This window comes from Nonomuraea candida (assembly GCF_000725485.1).
Taxonomy (GTDB): Bacteria; Actinomycetota; Actinomycetes; order Streptosporangiales; family Streptosporangiaceae; genus Nonomuraea; species Nonomuraea candida.
On sequence record NZ_JOAG01000005.1, the window covers coordinates 1 to 17,558 of the forward strand.

General features: G+C 70.7%; 15 protein-coding genes. 7 read left to right on the top strand and 8 right to left on the bottom strand.

Going from position 1 to position 17,558, the window contains the following annotated elements; all coding sequences use genetic code 11:
• Positions 1-1,300: nitrate- and nitrite sensing domain-containing protein (locus IO39_RS03645; RefSeq protein ID WP_169789018.1), on the bottom strand; the 1,300-nt coding region annotated here is incomplete at its 3' end.
• Between the two features lie 625 nt (positions 1,301-1,925).
• Here IO39_RS03645 and IO39_RS03650 point away from each other — a divergent pair.
• From IO39_RS03650 to IO39_RS03660, 3 genes are read left to right on the top strand one after another with little or no spacing between them, the layout of a single operon-like run.
• A complete protein-coding gene (locus IO39_RS03650; protein ID WP_043615940.1) occupies positions 1,926-2,924 on the top strand; it encodes an ABC transporter substrate-binding protein in 999 nt (332 codons plus the stop codon).
• Complete coding sequence (locus IO39_RS03655) at positions 2,921-3,736, top strand: ABC transporter permease (protein WP_084772214.1); 816 nt, start codon at positions 2,921-2,923, stop codon at positions 3,734-3,736. Before IO39_RS03650 ends, IO39_RS03655 begins: the two co-directional genes overlap by 4 nt.
• Complete coding sequence (locus IO39_RS03660) at positions 3,733-4,530, top strand: ABC transporter permease (protein WP_043615942.1); 798 nt, start codon at positions 3,733-3,735, stop codon at positions 4,528-4,530. The genes IO39_RS03655 and IO39_RS03660 overlap by 4 nt, the downstream gene beginning before the upstream one ends.
• Positions 4,531-4,627: 97 nt before the next feature.
• Here the strand turns inward: IO39_RS03660 and IO39_RS03665 are convergent, their stop codons facing one another.
• Complete coding sequence (locus IO39_RS03665) at positions 4,628-5,449, bottom strand: GNAT family N-acetyltransferase (RefSeq protein WP_043615950.1); 822 nt, start codon at positions 5,447-5,449, stop codon at positions 4,628-4,630.
• A 203-nt stretch (positions 5,450-5,652) separates the two neighbouring features.
• On the opposite strand from IO39_RS03665, the gene IO39_RS03670 reads away from it, so the two are divergent.
• The 4 genes from IO39_RS03670 (at position 5,653) to IO39_RS03685 (ending at position 9,790) form a co-directional block, all read left to right on the top strand.
• On the top strand, positions 5,653-6,876 hold the full coding sequence (locus tag IO39_RS03670; protein ID WP_043615952.1) for a flavin-dependent oxidoreductase: 1,224 nt from the start codon (positions 5,653-5,655) through the stop codon (positions 6,874-6,876).
• Between the two features lie 161 nt (positions 6,877-7,037).
• Positions 7,038-7,808, top strand: coding sequence for an ABC transporter ATP-binding protein (locus IO39_RS03675; RefSeq protein WP_043615962.1), 771 nt, complete (start codon positions 7,038-7,040; stop codon positions 7,806-7,808).
• Between the two features lie 202 nt (positions 7,809-8,010).
• On the top strand, positions 8,011-9,294 hold the full coding sequence (locus IO39_RS03680; RefSeq protein WP_084772220.1) for an MFS transporter: 1,284 nt from the start codon (positions 8,011-8,013) through the stop codon (positions 9,292-9,294).
• A gap of 49 nt (positions 9,295-9,343) precedes the next feature.
• Positions 9,344-9,790, top strand: coding sequence for a GNAT family N-acetyltransferase (locus IO39_RS03685; protein ID WP_043615964.1), 447 nt, complete (start codon positions 9,344-9,346; stop codon positions 9,788-9,790).
• A gap of 211 nt (positions 9,791-10,001) precedes the next feature.
• Here the strand turns inward: IO39_RS03685 and IO39_RS03690 are convergent, their stop codons facing one another.
• The 6 genes from IO39_RS03690 to IO39_RS03715 form a co-directional block, all read right to left on the bottom strand.
• The gene (locus IO39_RS03690; RefSeq protein ID WP_245641794.1) at positions 10,002-10,433 is read right to left on the bottom strand and encodes a GTP-binding protein; all 432 of its coding nucleotides are present in this window, start codon (positions 10,431-10,433) and stop codon (positions 10,002-10,004) included.
• 28 nt (positions 10,434-10,461) lie between these two features.
• The gene (locus IO39_RS03695; RefSeq protein WP_245641795.1) at positions 10,462-10,869 is read right to left on the bottom strand and encodes a DUF742 domain-containing protein; all 408 of its coding nucleotides are present in this window, start codon (positions 10,867-10,869) and stop codon (positions 10,462-10,464) included.
• Between the two features lie 19 nt (positions 10,870-10,888).
• Entirely contained in the window at positions 10,889-11,311 is a 423-nt protein-coding gene (locus tag IO39_RS03700; RefSeq protein WP_020546551.1) for a roadblock/LC7 domain-containing protein, read from the bottom strand.
• Positions 11,308-14,544, bottom strand: coding sequence for a sensor histidine kinase (locus tag IO39_RS50230; protein WP_052422415.1), 3,237 nt, complete (start codon positions 14,542-14,544; stop codon positions 11,308-11,310). The genes IO39_RS03700 and IO39_RS50230 overlap by 4 nt, the downstream gene beginning before the upstream one ends.
• Before the next feature lie 252 nt (positions 14,545-14,796).
• Positions 14,797-16,194, bottom strand: coding sequence for an aminobutyraldehyde dehydrogenase (locus IO39_RS03710; protein ID WP_043615979.1), 1,398 nt, complete (start codon positions 16,192-16,194; stop codon positions 14,797-14,799).
• 24 nt (positions 16,195-16,218) lie between these two features.
• Positions 16,219-17,484, bottom strand: a complete 1,266-nt coding sequence (locus tag IO39_RS03715; protein WP_043615981.1) for a glycosyltransferase — start codon at positions 17,482-17,484, stop codon at positions 16,219-16,221.
• Positions 17,485-17,558: the final 74 nt, after the last annotated feature.

Sequence of the window (17,558 nt, forward strand, 5' to 3'; positions counted from 1 at the left end):
GCTCCAGACCGTCGATCAGGGTGATCTGCCGCTCCACCAGCGTCTGGCTGCGCCGCGACAGGTTCACGAACATCGCGTTGACGTTGCTGCGCAGGCGGGCCTCCTCACCCGCCAGCCGCACCGCCTCGCGGTGCACCTCGTCGAAGGCCCGCGCCACCTCGCCGATCTCGTCGTGGGTGTCCACGCCGATCGGGACGACGGCGCCGACCGTGCCGTCACCGCTCTCGCGCAGTTGCCGCACGGTCTCCGGCAGGCGCTGCCCGGCGACGTCGAGCGCCTCGCGGCGCAGCCGGCGCAGCGGCCTGATGAGCGAGCGGGCGATGAGGGAGATGATCGCGATGACCACGATCAGCAGGAGCAGGATGAGGCCGCCGGAGATCAGGGCCGACCGTCCCGCGGCCTCCTCCAGCCCGCGGGCGCGCAGGATGACGGAGGAGGACAGCTCCTTCTCCACGCTGCGCAGCGCGTCGATCTTGCCGGTGCTGACCTCGAACCAGACGGCCACGTCGCGGTCGGGCTGCACGCCGATGCTGAGCGTCTTGCCCTCGGCCGCCTGCGCCATGGCGCGCAGCCGGAACAGGTCGGTCTGGTCGACGTCCCTGCCGACGACGGTGTTGCGGTAGAGCTCGAGCTGGTCGAGGTCGGCCAGCGTGCCGAAGAGCGTCTCCTCGCTCTCCTCGCGGGACTTGGCGTCGGTCAGCGCGTCGAGCTCGCCGCTGTCGAAGCCCTTCTTGTCCAGGGCGCTGGCCAGGATGCCGCGCTGCTTGGACGCCTGCTCCTTGGCGCGGGCGATGGCCGACATGGCGCTGGCGGCGTCGGCCACCCGGTCGTCCACCGCGACCTGGCCGACCTGGTCGTGGAACTGCAGCAGCGCCGCGATGATCTGCGAGTACTTCTGGGTCATCGGCAGCGGCTGGATCTTGCCGTTCACGGCCGTCTCGCGCAGGGTCGGGATCTCCTCCAGGCGGCGCAGCACCCGGCGTACGGGCTCGGCGTGCGTGTCGCCCAGCACGGTGGCCCGCTGCTCGGCCTCGTCGATGAGGTTGTCGACCCCGCTGTAGGTGGTGCGCAGCTGCGCCTCGCGGCTGTCGGGCCGCCCCTGGGCGATGTAGAGGGCGGTCTCGTCGCGTTCGAAGGCCAGCTCGTGCGTCACGGCCCCGAGCTGCTCGCTCAGCTCGGCGACCTCTCGGAGGGTCTGGTACGTGTTGGCGTCGCTGAGCGAGGTGACCACGTTCAGCCCGCCCAGGCCCACGGCGACGGCGGTCGGGACGACGATCAGCGCGATGAGGCGCGATCGCACGTGCCAGTTACCCAATCCAAATCTTTTCGAGGATGTCGGGGACAGCCGTCGCTTCTGATGGCCGTGCGGCTCGCGGTCGGCGGAAGCTTCAGCGCTCTGCGTTCTCACTTGCCTTCGCAACCTCTCGCCCTGGAGGGGGAATTCTCGGGTGACCAAGCAGGACGTGCACGTGGGGCAATTTGGTACGTCGAGATATGCGCCATTTGAGCACACGGGTCGTCAACGACCAACCACTACTAGTGCCACAATGGGGCATATATCCCTAGATGTCCAGAAAATATGGCGGATTCGTTGGACGGTGGCTGACCAGGCACAACAGACAACGGCAAGATGTTCCACGAGCCTCGTCCTGACCCGCGGAAAAAGATCGAGTTGACACCACATCCGCATCTGCCGCCCCGCCCGCCACCTCCTTTCCCAAAACGGACAAACGCTCAAATTCCTTCAGGTCGTTAAAATTTCACAATATAGAGCTAAACAGACATTGCAACCGCAAGTGTCAGCTTTCCGATAACGACCACCAATTTGGTGCTACGGTCGATCTCTGTTGTGCGTCAGGCACACAGCCCCCGGGAGCAGAAGCCGCCCGGTCCCCCCCTGGCTCCACCTGAAGGGAGTCCCTGACATGAGGTTTGGCCGTACCGCCAGGGCCGCCGCCATCGGGTTCGCTTTGACACTCGGCGCCATGTCGTGCAGTGCCGGCACCGACACGACCGCCGGCGCGCCGCCCTCCGCATCCGCCGGCGGGCTGGAGAAGACGAAGCTCAAGGTGGCCACCCTGCCGGCGATCGACAGCGCCGCGATCTACGTGGCCATCGACCAGGGCTTCTTCGAGAAGGAGGGCCTGGACGTCACCCCCGAGGTCGTGCAGGCCGCGCCCGAAGCCATCCCCATGCTCGTGAAGGGCGAGATCGACGCCATGTTCGGGAACTACGTGTCGATGTTCGCCGCCCATGACAAGCAGGCGCTGAAGCTGCGCATCCTGGCCGAGGGCTCTCGCGCGGCCCCCGACTCGCTCAGCATCATGGCCCTGCCCGGCTCGTCCATCAGGACCCCGAAGGACCTGGAGGGCAAGACGATCAACGTCAACGTGCTGCACAACTTCCAGGAATTGGCCCTCACCCAGGTGCTCAAGGCCAACAACGTCGACCCCGCCACCATCAAGTACGTCCAGGTGACCTTCCAGAACATCATGCCGTCCTGGAAGGACGGCCAGATCGACGCCGCGTACCTGGGCGAGCCCATGGTCACCGCCGCCACCGCCACCATGGGCGCCCGCAAGATCCTCGACCCGGCCTCGGGACCCGCCGCCGAGTTCCCGATCTCCGGCTACGTCGGCACCCAGGAGTGGTACGACAAGAACCCCAAGACGGCCGCCGCCTTCCAGCGCGCCATCCACAACGCGGCCAAGCTCATGGAGAACAACCGCGAGGTGGTGGCCAAGGTGCTGCCGAACTTCACGCAGATCGACGCCGCCACCGCGGCCACCGTGACCTTCCCCTACTTCTCCAGCAACGACAACCCGGTCCGCCTCCAGCGGGTGGCCGACTGGATGTGGGAAGCCAAGTGGCTGACCAAGCAGATCGACGTCAAGGGCCTCATGTCGCCCACCACCTCCGGGTGAGCGCTCAGACCCTGCCCCGTACCCGCCCGGCGTCACCCGCCACCCGCTGGTCGCGCCGGGCGGCCGGGGCGCTCGCCTTCGCGGCGCTGATCGAGCTGGCCGCCAGGACCGGGCTGGCCGACCGGGAGGTGCTGCCACCCGCCACCGAGATCGTCGCGCGGGCGGCCGCGCTGCTGTTCGACCCGGCCTTCGGCGCGCACGCCCTGACGAGCCTGCTCGCCTGGACGATCGGCCTGTGCCTGGCGACCGCGCTCGCGGTGCCGCTGGGCCTGCTGCTCGGCAGCGTGCCGGTCATCGACGCGGCCACCCGCTCGGTGGTGGAGTTCCTCCGGCCGATCCCCTCCGTCGCGCTGATCCCGCTGGTGGCGCTGGTGATCGGCACCGGGTTGCAACACCGGATCACGCTGGTGGTCTACGCCTCGCTCTGGCCCATCCTCTACAACACGATGTACGGCCTGCGCGGCGTCGACCCCCTGGCCAAGGAGTCCCTGCGCGCGTACGGCTTCGGCCCGCTGTCGGTGCTGCTGCGCGTCTCGCTGCCGTCGTCGGCGCCCTTCATCGCCACCGGGGTGCGGCTGGCCGCCGGGGTGGCGCTCATCCTCACCGTCAGCACCGAGATCGTGGCCGGGCGCGGCGAGGGCATCGGCGTGTTCATCTTCTTCGCCGGCATCGCCGTGCCCGCCCGCATGACCGACATCCTGGCCGGGGTGTTCTGGGTGGGGCTGTTCGGCGTCGTGGTGAACGCGCTGCTGGTGGCCGCCGAGCGGCGGGCCTTCCGCTGGCACCACGCGCAGCTGGGAGGCCGGGCATGAGAGGTCTGCGCACGCCGGTCTTCCGGGTCCTGGTGCTGGCCGGGCTCGTCCTGGCCTGGGAGGCGGCCACGAGGACGGCGGGCAACCCGTTCTTCCCCGCGCCCAGCACGATCGTGACCCGGATGCACGCCATGTGGTTCTCCGGGCCGCCCGGCACGCTCTTCCTCACCGACACGGCCGTCGGCAACATCCTGCCGAGCCTGGGCCGGATGGCCCTCGGCTTCGCGGGGGGCGCGCTGGCCGGGGTGCTGCTCGGGCTGGCGGTGGGGCTGTCGGCGCGGGCGTACGACTATCTCGACGGCGTGCTGCAGTTCCTTCGCGCCATCCCGCCGCCGGCGCTGGTGACCGTCTTCCTGGTGCTGTTCGGGTTCGGGCTGCGGATGCAGCTGGCGTTCATCATGTTCAGCATCGTGTGGCCGGTGCTGCTCAACACCGCCGACGGCGCCCGCTCGGTCGAGCCGCTGCACCTGCAGACCTGCCAGGTCTTCCGGCTGTCGCGGGCCGAGCGCCTGCGGCGGGTGATCCTGCCGTCGGCGCTGCCGAAGATGTTCGCGGGGCTGCGGCTGGCCCTGTCGCTCTCCCTGATCGTCATGGTCTTCTCCGAGCTGCTGCCGGGCACCACCAACGGCATCGGCTTCCAGCTCACCGACGCGTACGCGACCTTCGACCTGCCCGCCATGTGGGCCGGGATCGTGCTGCTCGGCGTGCTCGGCTACCTGCTCAACGAGCTGTTCCTGGTCGTCGAGCGCCGCGTGCTCGGCCGGCACCAGACGGCACGGGACCCGGCCGGTTGACGCCGGCGGCAGCTCGACCGGGCGGCACGGGAACCGGCCGGTCAGCGCCGGCGGCACCCGCCATGGGAGGCACGGCACCGGCCCGCGCGGCGGCCGGTCAGCCCATCGAGATGAGGATGGGCGCGACGTAGCGGCCGCGGTCGCCCGGGTGCCGGTCGGCGCCGTGGACCATCGTCGGCAGGGCCGCGGGTCCCTCCACGGGCCCCAGCCCGGCCAGCCACGGGCGCAGGCCCGGGTAGGCGTCCAGCAGGTCGATGCGCACGTCGCGGTCGGCGCCGTGGGCGGCGGCCAGGATCAGCTCGCGGGCGGCCGCCTCCGAGGGCGCGACGACGGGGCCGATGACGCGGTGGGGGCCGGCGTTCCAGGCCACGGCGAAGCCGCCGTCGGTGACGACCGTGCGTTCGGCCGTGGCCAGCAGGGCGGTCAGCGCCCTGCCGCGGTCGGCCCCGGTGGCCTCGGCGTCCAGGCCGATGAGGGCGGCGTGGTCGTCCGGCGTCGCCGGGCGGACTGCCGGCCCCCATGCCGTCCCCTTGACCGGGCCCGTCGTGATCGTCAGGCTGCCCGCGGGCCGGAAGCCGAGCCGCTCGTAGACGGGGCGGCCGAAGCGGGTCGCGGTCAGCTCGACGACGCGGTCCCCCGCCACCTCCAGGACGTGTTCCATCAGCCGGGTGCCGAGCCCCTGCCTGCCGTACCTCTCGGCGACCAGCATCATGCCGACGTCCGCCAGCGTGTCACCGTGGCGGGTCAGCACGACGCACCCGGCCAGCCCGTCGCCGTCGGGCGCGTCGACGGCGTAGACCTCGCCCGCCTCGAACATCAGCCGCCATTTGGCCTCGTCCGTGGACCAGCCGCGATCGCCTTCGAGCCGCCGGCAGAGGGGCAGTTCCTCGGTGCCGAGAAGCCGTATTTCACCATTCACACGCGAGAACCTACTCCGCCGCTCACACCGGCAGACACCGGGCCACATCACCGCCGGCCCGCCGAGGGCCACCCCCAGCCACCTGGCGGCACCACGGTCGGAGCATGTCCGGCCCGGGACGCCCGGCCGGCGCCACGCGGCGCGGGAGGCGGTCGGTTAGAGTCGGGGGCAGTCGCCACGGGAGGCATGGCATCGTGCGGACGATGGTCGTGGGCGGCGGCATCGGGGGGCTCACCACGGCGCTGAGCCTGCACGCCGCCGGACTGGAATGCGTTGTGGTGGAGGCCGCGAGCACGCTGCGGCCGCTCGGCGTGGGCATCAACCTGCAGCCCCACGCCGTGCGCGAGCTGACCGAGCTGGGGCTGGGCGGGGTGCTGGCGGGCCTGGCCGTCGAGACGAGCTTCATGACGTTCGCCGACCGCCACGGCAACATCATCCTGGCCTTACCCAGGGGCCGGGGGGCCGGCTACCGGTGGCCGCAATACAGCATCCACCGGGGCGAGCTGCAGATGGCGCTGCTGGCGGCCGTCGAGGAGCGCGCCGGGCCGGTGCGCACGGGGGTCAGGTTCGAGGGCTTCGCGCAGGACGGTGACTCCGTGCTCGTCACGCTCCGCCAGGGCGGCCGGGTGCTGCGGGAGCGGGTGGACGTGCTGGTGGGCGCCGACGGGGTGCAGTCCTCGGTGCGGGCCCGATTATGGCCGACCGGAGATCCGCTGCTCTGGAGCGGGATCAGGATGTGGCGCGGGCTGGCACTGGCCGACCAGGTGCTGGACGGGGCCACGGTGCTGCTCGGCGGCTCCAACCTGGCCGGGAAATTCGTGACTTATCACATTTCGGCGAACAATCCGCGGCTGCTCAACTGGGTGGCCGAGGTGAAGGAGACCGAGCCCGGCCCGGTGCGGGAGGCCGACTGGTCGCGGGCGGGCCGGCTGTCCGACGTGCTGCCGCACTTCGAGTCCTGGAAATATCCGCACGTCGACATCCCGGCCGTGCTCGCCGGCACCCGGCGCATCCTCGAATACCCGATGGCCGACCGTGACCCGCTGCCCCGGTGGGGCGAGGGCCGGGTGACCCTGCTCGGTGACGCCGCCCACCCGATGTATCCGATCGGCTCCAACGGCGGCTCCCAGGCCGTGCTCGACGCCCGGGTGCTGGCCAGGTGCCTGGCGACCCACACGGACCCGGCGGCGGCGCTGTCGGCGTACGAGGCGGAGCGGCGCCCGCCCACGTCGGCGCTGGTGCTGGCGCACCGCGCGCTGCCCATCGAAGAGACGATCAGGCTCGTGACCGAACGCGCGCCGGAGGGGTTCACCGACATCGGCGAGGTGCTCACGGCGGCGGAGCTGGCGGCGATGGCCGACGCGCAGCGCCGCATCTCCGACGCCGACGTGCGGGCGCTGAACGAAAGGGAGTCGTGGAGCGTTTGACGCCGCGGCGCCCATGGCAGGCGGGAACGTGCGAGAGTAAGATCGCGCCCTGAATTGGTTTACCTGAGTGACATGTCCAGCATTTACCGCTCCGCTAGAGTCATTTCAGACTCCGAAAGAGTCGCCGTGCTGTCCGCGGTCTCGCCCCCCTAGGAAATCCATTGCTCGAGATAGACAACCTTTCCCATGTGTACGGCGGCGGTACTCCCAACGCGCACCACGCCATCGAAGGGCTCAACCTGAGCGTCGCCGCAGGTGAGCTGCTCTGCATCGTCGGACCGTCGGGATGCGGGAAGTCGACGCTGCTGCGCTCCATCGCCGGGCTGATCACGCCGACGGGCGGGCAGGTCAAGGTCGAGGGCAAGGTCGTCCGGCAGACCCCCGACAACCTCGCCGTCGTCTTCCAGGACTACAGCCGCTCGTTGTTCCCGTGGATGTCGGTCGCCGACAACGTGGCCCTGCCGCTGCGCCGCAGGAACATGGACAAGCAGCAGCGCCGCGAGGCCGCCGCCGAGGCCCTGGAGTCGGTGGGGCTGGCCAACGCCGGCCGCAAATACCCGTTCCAGCTCTCCGGCGGCATGCAGCAGCGGGTGGCGATCGCGCGGGCGCTGGCCTACCGGCCGACGCTCATGCTCATGGACGAGCCGTTCGGCTCCGTGGACGCGCAGACCAGGGAGGACCTGGAGGACCTCGTGCTCAAGGTCCGCGGCCACCACCAGATGACGATCGTGCTCATCACGCACGACATCGACGAGAGCGTCTACGTGGGCGACCGCGTGGTGGTGCTGTCGAAGGCGCCCGCGCACGTGGTGGGCGACCTGAAGGTGGACCTGCCGGGGCCGCGCGACCAGATCTCGACGCGGGAGCACCCCGACTTCGTGCACCTGCGCGCCGAGGTGGGCCGCCTCGTCCGCGGCCACGCCACCGTCTGACCCCACCCCCGCACGGCGGGCACGGCACACGCGCCGCATCCGCCCTTCCGACGGCGCCTTCCCTGCCCGTGAACACCTTTCCTCCGTCATTTCTCCCGCCCGGGAGCGTCGCCCGCCTGGCTCCGCCGCCGTCCCAGAAACAGCAACAAGAGTTGTCGCCCTCGCCGCCGAGAGGTCATCTTCAGCGGCGGAGGTGATCGCGATGAGCGATGTTACTGATGACACCCGGCCCGGCACCGCGGCGAGCGGCCCGGACACGGGCACGGGCGCGACTGCCGCTGCCGCTGCCGCTGCCGGCGGGAGGCTGCCGGTCGGTGTGTACGTGCTGGCGTTCAGCCTGTTCGCGATGGGCAGCGCCGAGTTCCTGCTGGCCGGCGTGCTGCCGGAGATCGCCGGCGACCTGCGGATCAGCCTGCCCCTGGCCGGTGCGCTGATCTCGGCGTTCGCCGCCGGCGTCGTCGTGGGCGGGCCGCCGTTCGCCATCCTGACGCTGCGCTGGCCGCGGCGCACCACCCTGGTGGCCACCCAGCTCGTCTTCGCCGCCTCGGTGGCGCTCGGCCTGCTGACGGACGACTACGCGGTGCTGCTGGCCACCCGTTTCGTCTGCGGGCTGGCCTACGCCGGCTTCTGGGCCGTCGCGGCGGTCACCGCGATCAGCCTCGTGACGCCCGACCGCACCGCGCGCGCCTCGGGGGTGGTCGTCAGCGGCCTCAGCCTGGCGATGGTCGCCGGCGGCCCGGCGGGCGCGGCGCTCAGCCACCTCACCGGCTGGCGGGGCGGCTTCTGGGGCGTGGTCGTCCTGACCGCCGCCGGGGCGCTCCTGACCCTGCTCGCGGTGCCCGCCACCCGGGCCGGCGGCGAGCCCGGCGTACGCCGGGAGCTGCGCGCCATGCGGCGGCCCCAGTTGTGGATCGTCTACGCCGTCACCATTCTGAGCACCGCCGCGTACATGATCACGTTCAACTACCTGGCACCGTTCCTGACCGGCGTCACCGCCGTCCCAGGCGCCTGGGTCCCCGCGGTCCTCGCGCTGTTCGGCGCCGGCGCCTTCCTCGGCCTGTCCGTCGGCGGCCGGATCGCCGACCGGTGGCCCGTGACCGCGCTCCTGGCCGGCGCGCTCGGCATCGCGGCCGTCTCCGTGCTGCTCGCGCTCCTGGCCCGGCACGCCCTGGCCGTCATCCCCCTGGTCCTACTCCTCGGGGTCGCCGGGTTCGTGCTGAACCCGGCGATCTACGGGCGGGTGTTCACCATCGCGGCGGCGGCGCCGACCCTCGCGGGTGCCACCACCGTCTCGGCGTTCCAGCTCGGCATCAGCATCGTCCCGGCGCTCGCCGGGGCCGCGCTGAACGCGGGCGCGGGCATCACCTCCGTCACCTGGATCGGCGCCGCGCTGGCGGTGGCCGTCGTCCCGGCCGTGCTGCTCGACCTCGCGCTCACCCGCCGCGGCCCGCGGGCGGAGGTGGCGGGAGCGGGCGCACCGGGCTGAGCCCCGCCCCGGCGATCACGCCATCGGGCGGCTCAATAGGCTGGCGCGCATGCAGATCGTGGAGCGTCCCGCCGCGGACGCGGAACTGGCCGCCCTGCTCGACGCGGCCTTCGCCGAGCTGGTCGCCAGGTACGGGCCGGAAGGCCGGTCGCAGGTGCACGACGGGGCGCGCTTCCTGGTGGCGCTGGCCGGCCGGGCGGCCGTCGGATGCGGCGCCGTGCAGCCGGCGGAGGGCACGACCGGCGAGCTCAAGCGCATGTACGTCGCCCCGGGGCACCGGGGCCGCGGCATCGCCCGGTCCCTGCTGGCGGCGCTGGAGGGTCTGGCGGCCGAGATGGGCTACGACCGGCTGCGGCTGGCCACCGGCGTGCGCCAGCCCGAGGCCATCGCCCTGTACGAGAGCGCCGGATACGTCCGCACCGACCCCTACGGCAAGTACGTCGGCGAGCCGCTGACCCTCTGCTACGCCAAGGCCGGCCTGTCGCGGGTCCCGTAGAGAAACGGCCCGGCACCAGGCGGAAGCCGACCGGGCGACGCGGGGCTCACACGGTCCGCCACGACGCCGGGCGGAAGGCGACCGGATGGCGGCGCGAGCGCGCACGGTTCGCCACGACGCCGGGCGGGAGGTGGCTCGGTGGCGGTGCGGGTCTGGAGGGTGGGTGCCGCCTGGCGGGCCTGCTGCATGGGCGGCACCCGTGGTGAGGAGCCTAGACCGGGGTGTGCATGTGGCGGGTCAGGGCGTGTTCCACCAAGGTGATCAAGGTGGACTTGACCGACTCGCGCTGCCGCGCGTCCAGCCTGACGATCGGGGTGTGGCCGCCGATCGACAGCGCCTCCCTGATCTCCTCCTCCGCGTGCGCGAAGTGGCCGTCCCAGCCGTTGATGCCGATGACGAACGGCAGCTTGGCCTCTTCGAAGTAGTCGATGGCCGGGAAGCTGTCGGCCAGCCGGCGCGTGTCGACCAGCACGACCGCGCCGATCGCTCCTTTGACCAGGTCGTCCCACATGAACTTCGGCGTGAGGGAGACGTCGTCGACGTGCGCCGAGGCGTCCGTCATGACCGCTTCGGTGGTGAGCGGCAGGATCTCCGAGACCGCTCCCACGAACGTCGTCTTGCCCACGCCGAAGCCCCCGGCCACGACGATCTTCGTCGAGGTTAGGCCGGGGCTAGAGCCTGCGAAGTCCACTGAGAACCCTTTCGAGCAAGTTGAGGTCCGGCTTTCCCGCGTCCAGCGCAGGCTGGTGCACGCGGATCAGGCCCTCCGACGCCATGTCGGCGATCAGCACCCGGACCACACCAAGCGGCTGGCGTAAAAGGGCGGAGATCTCGGCAACCGACCGGACGTTCCGGGTCAGCTGAATGATCGCCTGATACTCCGGACTTAGTAGGGAAATGTCTTGGTATTCCGACGTCACGGAGGACACGAGTGCCTCCATGGCGAACTTCATCCGCGGCGCGGTGCGTCCCCCGGTCACGGCATAGGGCCGCACCAGGGAGCTCTGCTTCTGCGGACGGGGAACCGCCGGATGCGGCGGAGTGCTATCACCAGCCCAACCCTGCTGACCTGACACCATGTTCTCCTGTCACCGCCCGCTAGCGGGGGCGGGCCGCTTGCAACTCTGCGCGTACGGCCGGAGTCAACACCTGTCCCGCCCGCTCGACCAGCAAGGTCATCTGGTAGGCGACCAGCCCCATGTCACAGTCAGGAGCAGCCAGCACCGCCAGACACGACCCGTCACTGATCGACATGATCATCAAGAGCCCGCGCTGCATCTCGATGACGGTCTGCGTCACCATACCGCCCTCGAAGACCCGTGCCGCCCCCTGGGTGAGGCTGATCACACCGGAGGCGACCGCCGCGAGCTGGTCCGCCCGGTCCTTCGGGAAGCCCTCGGAGTAGGCCAGCGGCAACCCGTCGGACGACACCACGACCGTGTGGGCGACGCCCGGCACGTTGTTCACGAAGTCCGTGATCAACCAGCTTATGCCGCGCGCTCCCTGGCTCATTTCTCTCATTTGTCCTCCTCATTCTCTTCTCCGCGGGTGAACGCCCGGCCCTGCCGGACACCCTGCTGGAAGCTGGAGAGCCGGCTGCGCAACCGCTCGGGTGAGATCTGCGGCGCAGGTGACGTCACCTGGGGCTCGGCCAGGCTGGCCGTGCCGGGCACCAGGTTGGCCTTGGGGACACGGCGGGGCAGGCCCGAGGGCGTCGTGCCGCCCTGCTGCGGCTGCGCGGCGGCCTGCGCGGCCTGGAACCCGGAGTCCGCCGGCGACGACCAGGACGCGCCGGCGCCGGACTGGCCGGGCTTGCGCTGCGGCAGCCCGGACTTGCCCAGGGTCCCCACGGCGGGAGGCGCCGGGGAAGACGGGGGATCGGCGGGCACGGCCGGGTGCACGGCGGTGCTTTCCTGCTCGTTCTCGGGCTGCTTGAGGACCTCGGGGTCCGGGCGGCGGAACCAGTCCGAGCCGACCGACGAGAAGATCGGCAGGAACTCCTCGCTCTGCTCCTCCAGCGGCGAGCTGCGCACGACGGGGAGCGGGCCGGTCATGTCCTGCGAGGAGTACTCGCCGGGGCCGAACGGGTTGTAGCCGGAGTGGCCGTTCTGCTCGAACCGGTCGGCGGGCTTGGGCTCCTCGGCGAACGGGGAGCGGTAGTCGTCACTGAACTGCGGGCGCGGCCGGTCGTCCGCCTCGAACAGCGACCTGCGCGGCAGCGGGTCCGCGAACGAGGACCAGCGCGGCTGCTCCTCCTGCGGCTGCTGCGGCGGCTCGGTCGCGAAGGACGGCCAGCGCGGCTCGTCGTCCTGCGCCGCGGGCGGCTGCTCGCCGAACGACGGCCACCTGCCGTCGGAGAACGACGGCGACTCGTCGGCGGGCTTCTGCGGCTCCTCGGAGAACGAGGGCCAGCGCTGCTCCCCGAGCGACGGCTGCTGCGGCGCGGCCGGCTTCGGCGGCTCCTCCGAGAACGACGGCCAGCGGGGCTCGTCGGCCTTCGGCTGCCCGCCGAAGGCCGCGGGCTGGTCACCGAAGGACGGGGCCTGCTCGCCGAAGGACGGCGGCTGCTCGCCGAAGGACGGCGGCTGCTCGCTGAAGACCGAGGGCTGGTCGCCGAAGATCGACGGCTGCCCGCCGCCGAACGTGGAGGTCTGCTCCGCGGCCGGCTGGTCGCCGAACGAGGGCCAGTTGCCGGTCCCCGGCGCGGGCAGCGAGCCCGGCCACTGGGTGTCCAGCACCTGGTCGGGGGCCTCGTCGAAGGAGGGGTGCGAGCCGTTGCGGGACGGCTGCGCGAAGGTGCTGGGGTCGAACGTGGTGAACGCTTCGTACTGGCCGCCCTGCTGCGGGCCGCCGGCCCCGTTGCTGATGAGCATGTCGGGCATGAACACCAGGGCGCTCAGGCCGCCGGTCTCCCGCATGCTGAGCTGGACGCGGATGCCGTGGCGCAGGGCCAGGCGGCCGACCACGAACAGGCCCATGCGCCGCGAGACGGACACGTCCACGACGGGCGGGTTGGCCAGCCGCCAGTTGGCCTCGGCCAGCTCCTCCTGGCTCATGCCGATGCCCAGGTCGTTGATCGTGACCAGCACGCCGCCCTCGGCGGCGGTGCTGGTGACCGTGACCTTGCTCTCGCGCGGGGAGAAGGAGATGGCGTTCTCGATCAGCTCGGCGAGCAGGTGGACGGCGTCGGTGACGGCCGGGCCGACGATGAGGGTGCCGGACGGGATCTGGATCTGGACCCGCTCGTAGCTCTCGACCTCCGACAGCGAGGCGCGGGCGATGTCGACCAGCGGCACCGGCTCGCTCCACTTGCGCGCGGCCTCCTGGCCGGCGAGGACCAGGAGGTTCTCGCTGTTGCGGCGCATGCGGGTGGCCAGGTGGTCGAGGCGGAAGAGGTTGGCGAGCCGCTGCTCGTCCTCCTCACCCTGCTCCAAGCCCTCGATGAGCTGGAGCTGCCGCTCGACCAGCGTCTGGCTGCGGCGGGAGAGGTTGACGAACATGGCGTTGACGTTGGCCCGCAGCTTGGCCTCGTCACCGGCCAGCCGGATCGCCTCGCGGTGGACCTCGTCGAACGCCCGCGCCACTTCACCGATCTCGTCACGGGTGTTGACGCCGACCGACGGCACCTCGGGGATCTGGGCGCCGTCGCCCGACTCGCGCAGCACGCGGACGGTGTCGGGCAGCCGGGTCGTGGCGACCTGGAGCGCCTCGGCCCGCAGCCGGCGCAGCGGCCGGACCAGCGAACCGGCCACGCGGGTGGTGATGACCAGGACGAGCAGCAGCAGGACGAGGATCAGCGCACCCGAGATGATGGCGCTGCGCTGCTCGGCGTCGCTCAGGTCCCGGGTCCGGTTAACGATCTTGGTGGCCAGGTTGTCCTCGACCTTGCGCATGGCGTTGCCGGTCGCGGTGGTGCTCTCGTACCAGTCGTTGAGGTCGTGCTTGGTGGTGACGTCGAGGTCGCGGATCCGGTTCGCCTGGCTCACCTGCGCCAGCGCGCGCTGGCGCATGGCGTCGGCGAGGTCCACCTGCAGGCCGCGCACGCCCTGCCGGTAGGCCTTGAGGTCGGCGGCGTCGGCCTCGGCCTCGAACGCGGCCAGGTCGCTCTGCTGCTTGTCCCAGGAGCCCAGGAACTCCGACCAGACGGAGCGGTCGATCCGGCGCGTGCTCTGCTGCTGGATGAGCTGCTCGATGAGGATGATCTGCTGGCGCGAGACCTCCTCCTTCATGCCCTGGAGCGAGCCGAGCGCGGCCACGTCACCCTGGAGGTCGTCGTCGTTGACGCCGTCGCCCAGGTCGGCCTGGATGGTCGAGAAGATCTCGATCATCGTGCTGTACGTGCCGATCGAGGCGCGGGCGGGCACGTTGTCGACCATGGAGTCGCGCAGGCTGTTGAGACCCTCCAGCCAGCGGCGCATGTTCGCCACGCCGTCGCGCACGCGCGCGGAGTGGGCGGCGTCGATGGCCGTGGTGGCGTTGAGCACCTGGGCCTTGGCCTTGTCGGTGGCCTGGCGCTGGGTCTTGAGCGACACGAAGCGCCCGCCCCTGCGACGGTCGGCGACGTACCAGGCGGTGAGCGTACGCTCCTTGCCGAGCTCGTGGTTGAGCGCGCCGATGCGCTGCACCAGCTCCGCCACCTGGGTCAGCCGGCGGTATTCGGCGCTGGTGCCGATGGCGTCGGCCAGCTGGATGCCGGCGAGCAGCACACCCACGACCGTGGGGATGAGGATCAGCGCGACGAGCCTCGTGCGCACACGCCAGTTCGCCAGCCGGAACCGTCCGCCTGTGTACTCCCCTGACTTGGTGTGCCTGGGGTCTTTCGTCCTCACTGAGTCTCGCAACCTCTCGCCGGTACGTGCTCGAAGAAAATCAGACACGCTTGGGGCGCATGGGATTCTGTCCGGCTGGGTAATTGGAACACAACCCGTACCAGATCGGCCAACCGAACATATCCCATCAGACGCACCCAAAGAGGCGTTTCTGGGTGCATAGCGCCGTTCGCGTCATCAGGCGGGCCGGAACGAATCCCGCTCGGCCGGTGCCGCGTGCTTGACCATCAGGTGCCGAGTCACCGAATACTCCTGCACCGCCTCCTGGCTCATGTCCTTGCCGAACCCGCTGCCCTTGACCCCGCCGTGCGGCGCCTCGCTGGCGATCGGCAGGTGGTCGTTGATCCAGGTCACACCCACATCGAGGCGGTGGGACACCCGCATCGCGCGCGCGACGTCACGCGACCACACCGACGAGGCCAGGCCGTACCTAGTGTCGTTGGCCAGACGGACCGCTTCGTCCTCTCCGTCGAAGGGGAGCGCGACCAGGACCGGTCCAAAGAGCTCACCCTGCACGATCTCGCTGGTCTGTGCGATGTCGGTCACAAGGGTGGGCGGGTAGAAAAAGCCGGAGCCCCCGATTGGGGAGCCGCCGTGCAGGACCCGGCCGCCGGAGCGGGAGACGAAGCCGTGCACCCGGTCCCGGTGGGCGGCGGAGATCAGCGGACCGATGTCCGTCGCCGGATCCCAGGGGTCACCGACAGAGATTTCGGCAAGAGTTGCCCGTATCGCCTCCACCGCGTCACCGTAGACCTCCCGCGCGACATAGACGCGGGTGGCCGCCGTGCAGTCCTGCCCGGTGTTGTACGTCGCCCCCATGGCCACGCCGCGGGCCATCTCGGCCAGGTCGGCGTCCCCGAACACGAGCGCGGGCGCCTTGCCGCCGAGTTCGAGGTGGACCCGCTTGAGGCTGCCCGCCGCGCCGCTCATCACGGCGCGGCCGGTCTCGGTCGAGCCGGTGACGCTGACCATGTCCACGCCCGGGTCGGTGACCAGCGCCTGGCCCACCTCGGCGTCGCCGGTGACCGCCTGCACGAGGTGGTCGGGGGCGCCCGCCTTGGCGAACAGCTCGGCCAGGCGCAGCGTCGTGCGCGGCGTCTGCGGCGCCGGCTTGATCACCACGGCGTTGCCCGCGGCGACCGCCGGGCCGACCTTCCAGACGGCCATGACGAACGGGAAGTTCCACGGCGCGATCGACCCCACCACCCCGACGGGACGGCGCAGCATGACCGAGGTGTAACCGGGGCTGAACACCCCGGCCCCCGTGCCCTCCAGCGAGCGGGCGGCCCCGGCGAAGAAGCGCAGGTTGTCCACCGCGAACGGCAGCTCGCCGTCCCGGAACACCGCGGCGGGCTTGCCGGTCTCCTCCACCTCGAGCCTGGTCAGCTCTTCGGCGTCGGCCTCCACGAGGTCGGCCAGCCGCAGCAGCAGCCGCTGGCGCTCGCCGGGGGTGGTCTGCGACCACTCCTCGTACGCCGCCCGCGCCCGACGCACGGCGGAGGCCACCTCCTCCACCGGCGTGTCCGGAATTTCGGCACAGGGAAGGCCGGTGGCAGGGTTGATCAGTTCACGCATCAGGAAGACTTCATCTCTCAGTTGCTACTTGCCGAGCTGCTCGATCAGGTCGGCGGCCTTGCGCAGGCCGTCGCGACGCCGGATCTCCTCGCCCGCGGCGGCGAGCCGCGCGCGCATCTCGGTGTCGCCGAGCAGCCGCGCGACCGCGCCCTTGAGTTCCTCGTCGGTGAAGGTGTAGGTGGAGAGCCTGACACCGTAGCCGAGCTCATCGACCCTCTGGGCGTTGTCGTACTGGTCCCAGAAGAGCGGCAGCAGGATCATCGGCTTGCCGAAGTGCAGCGCCTCGGTGGTCGTGTTGTTGCCGCCATGGGTGATGACCAAGTCACACAGTGGGATGATCTTAGTCTGCGGAAGGAACTCCGCGCCCCACATGTTGTCGGCGAGCTTGATCTCCGCGTGCAGCGGGCCCTTGGAGACGATGTACTGGTGCGGCGTCGTGGCCAGCACGTCGATGACCCGCTGCATCAGCTCCACGTCGGAGGAGCCCAGCGAGCCGAGCGAGAAGTAGATCAGCGCGTGCTCGTTGCGCTCGAACGGCAGCGTGAAGTCCTCCTCGGTCTCGCGCACGGAGGAGTCGAGCCGGTGCCACGTCGGGCCCAGCGGGCGCTCGGCGGTGTAGTCGAGGATCTCCGGGTAGACGTAGAGGTTCAGGTCGCCCTCGTGGATGAAGTCCAGCTCGGGCAGCGGCTCGGTGCCCTGCTCGACGCACCACTCGTTGAAGGCGGTCCACAGCTCGCGGTGGGTGCGGTCGTACTCGGCGCGGAAGGCGTCCCACTCCGAGCGGTCGCCCGTGGGCAGGCCGGAGTAGGCCGGCGGGACGTTCTCGCCGCGCATCTCCAGCGGCTGGCAGGAGACGATGCGGACGAACTTCCTGCCGCTGGTCAGCAGCGCCGGGAACGTGATCACGTTGTCCTCGACGATGACGTCGGGGTTCACCCGCTCGATGATGGCCCTGAGCTGCGGCTCGCAGTACTTCACGCCGTCGATCAGCCCCTCCCAGATGGGCTTGGTGACGGTCTCCTGCTGCTCCAGGGTGCTCTTGCGGTACTCCGGCGCGGTCTCGCGGATGAAGTCCTTCCAGAACTGGCCGGCGTCCTGCTCCTCCTCGGCGGGCGGGGCCAGGTCGACCAGGTCCTCCTCGAAGCCGAGCGCTTCGAGCTTGCCCTTCCACGACGCCTCGGCGGCGAAGACGACGCGGTGGCCGCGGCGGCGCAGGATGTCGCCGATGCCGATGGAGTTGTTGGTGGGACCGTAGGCGCTTTCCGGCATGAACAGGAACGTGAGAGACATGAAGACTCCGGGGGGATTCGTCAATTTGAAGAGGAATTCAAAACGGGATCTAGCGTGGAGGTCAACTTAAGGGC

Excerpts from the sequence above, each read along its gene's own strand:
- IO39_RS03650 (WP_043615940.1), top strand. The coding sequence starts at position 1,926 with ATGAGGTTTGGCCGTACCGCCAGGGCCGCCGCCATCGGGTTCGCTTTG.
- IO39_RS03660 (WP_043615942.1), top strand. The coding sequence starts at position 3,733 with ATGAGAGGTCTGCGCACGCCGGTCTTCCGGGTCCTGGTGCTGGCCGGG.
- IO39_RS03670 (WP_043615952.1), top strand. The coding sequence starts at position 5,653 with ATGGTCGTGGGCGGCGGCATCGGGGGGCTCACCACGGCGCTGAGCCTG.
- IO39_RS03680 (WP_084772220.1), top strand. The coding sequence starts at position 8,011 with ATGAGCGATGTTACTGATGACACCCGGCCCGGCACCGCGGCGAGCGGC.
- IO39_RS03685 (WP_043615964.1), top strand. The coding sequence starts at position 9,344 with ATGCAGATCGTGGAGCGTCCCGCCGCGGACGCGGAACTGGCCGCCCTG.
- IO39_RS03695 (WP_245641795.1), bottom strand. The coding sequence starts at position 10,869 with ATGGTGTCAGGTCAGCAGGGTTGGGCTGGTGATAGCACTCCGCCGCAT.
- IO39_RS03700 (WP_020546551.1), bottom strand. The coding sequence starts at position 11,311 with ATGAGAGAAATGAGCCAGGGAGCGCGCGGCATAAGCTGGTTGATCACG.
- IO39_RS03710 (WP_043615979.1), bottom strand. The coding sequence starts at position 16,194 with ATGCGTGAACTGATCAACCCTGCCACCGGCCTTCCCTGTGCCGAAATT.
- IO39_RS03715 (WP_043615981.1), bottom strand. The coding sequence starts at position 17,484 with ATGTCTCTCACGTTCCTGTTCATGCCGGAAAGCGCCTACGGTCCCACC.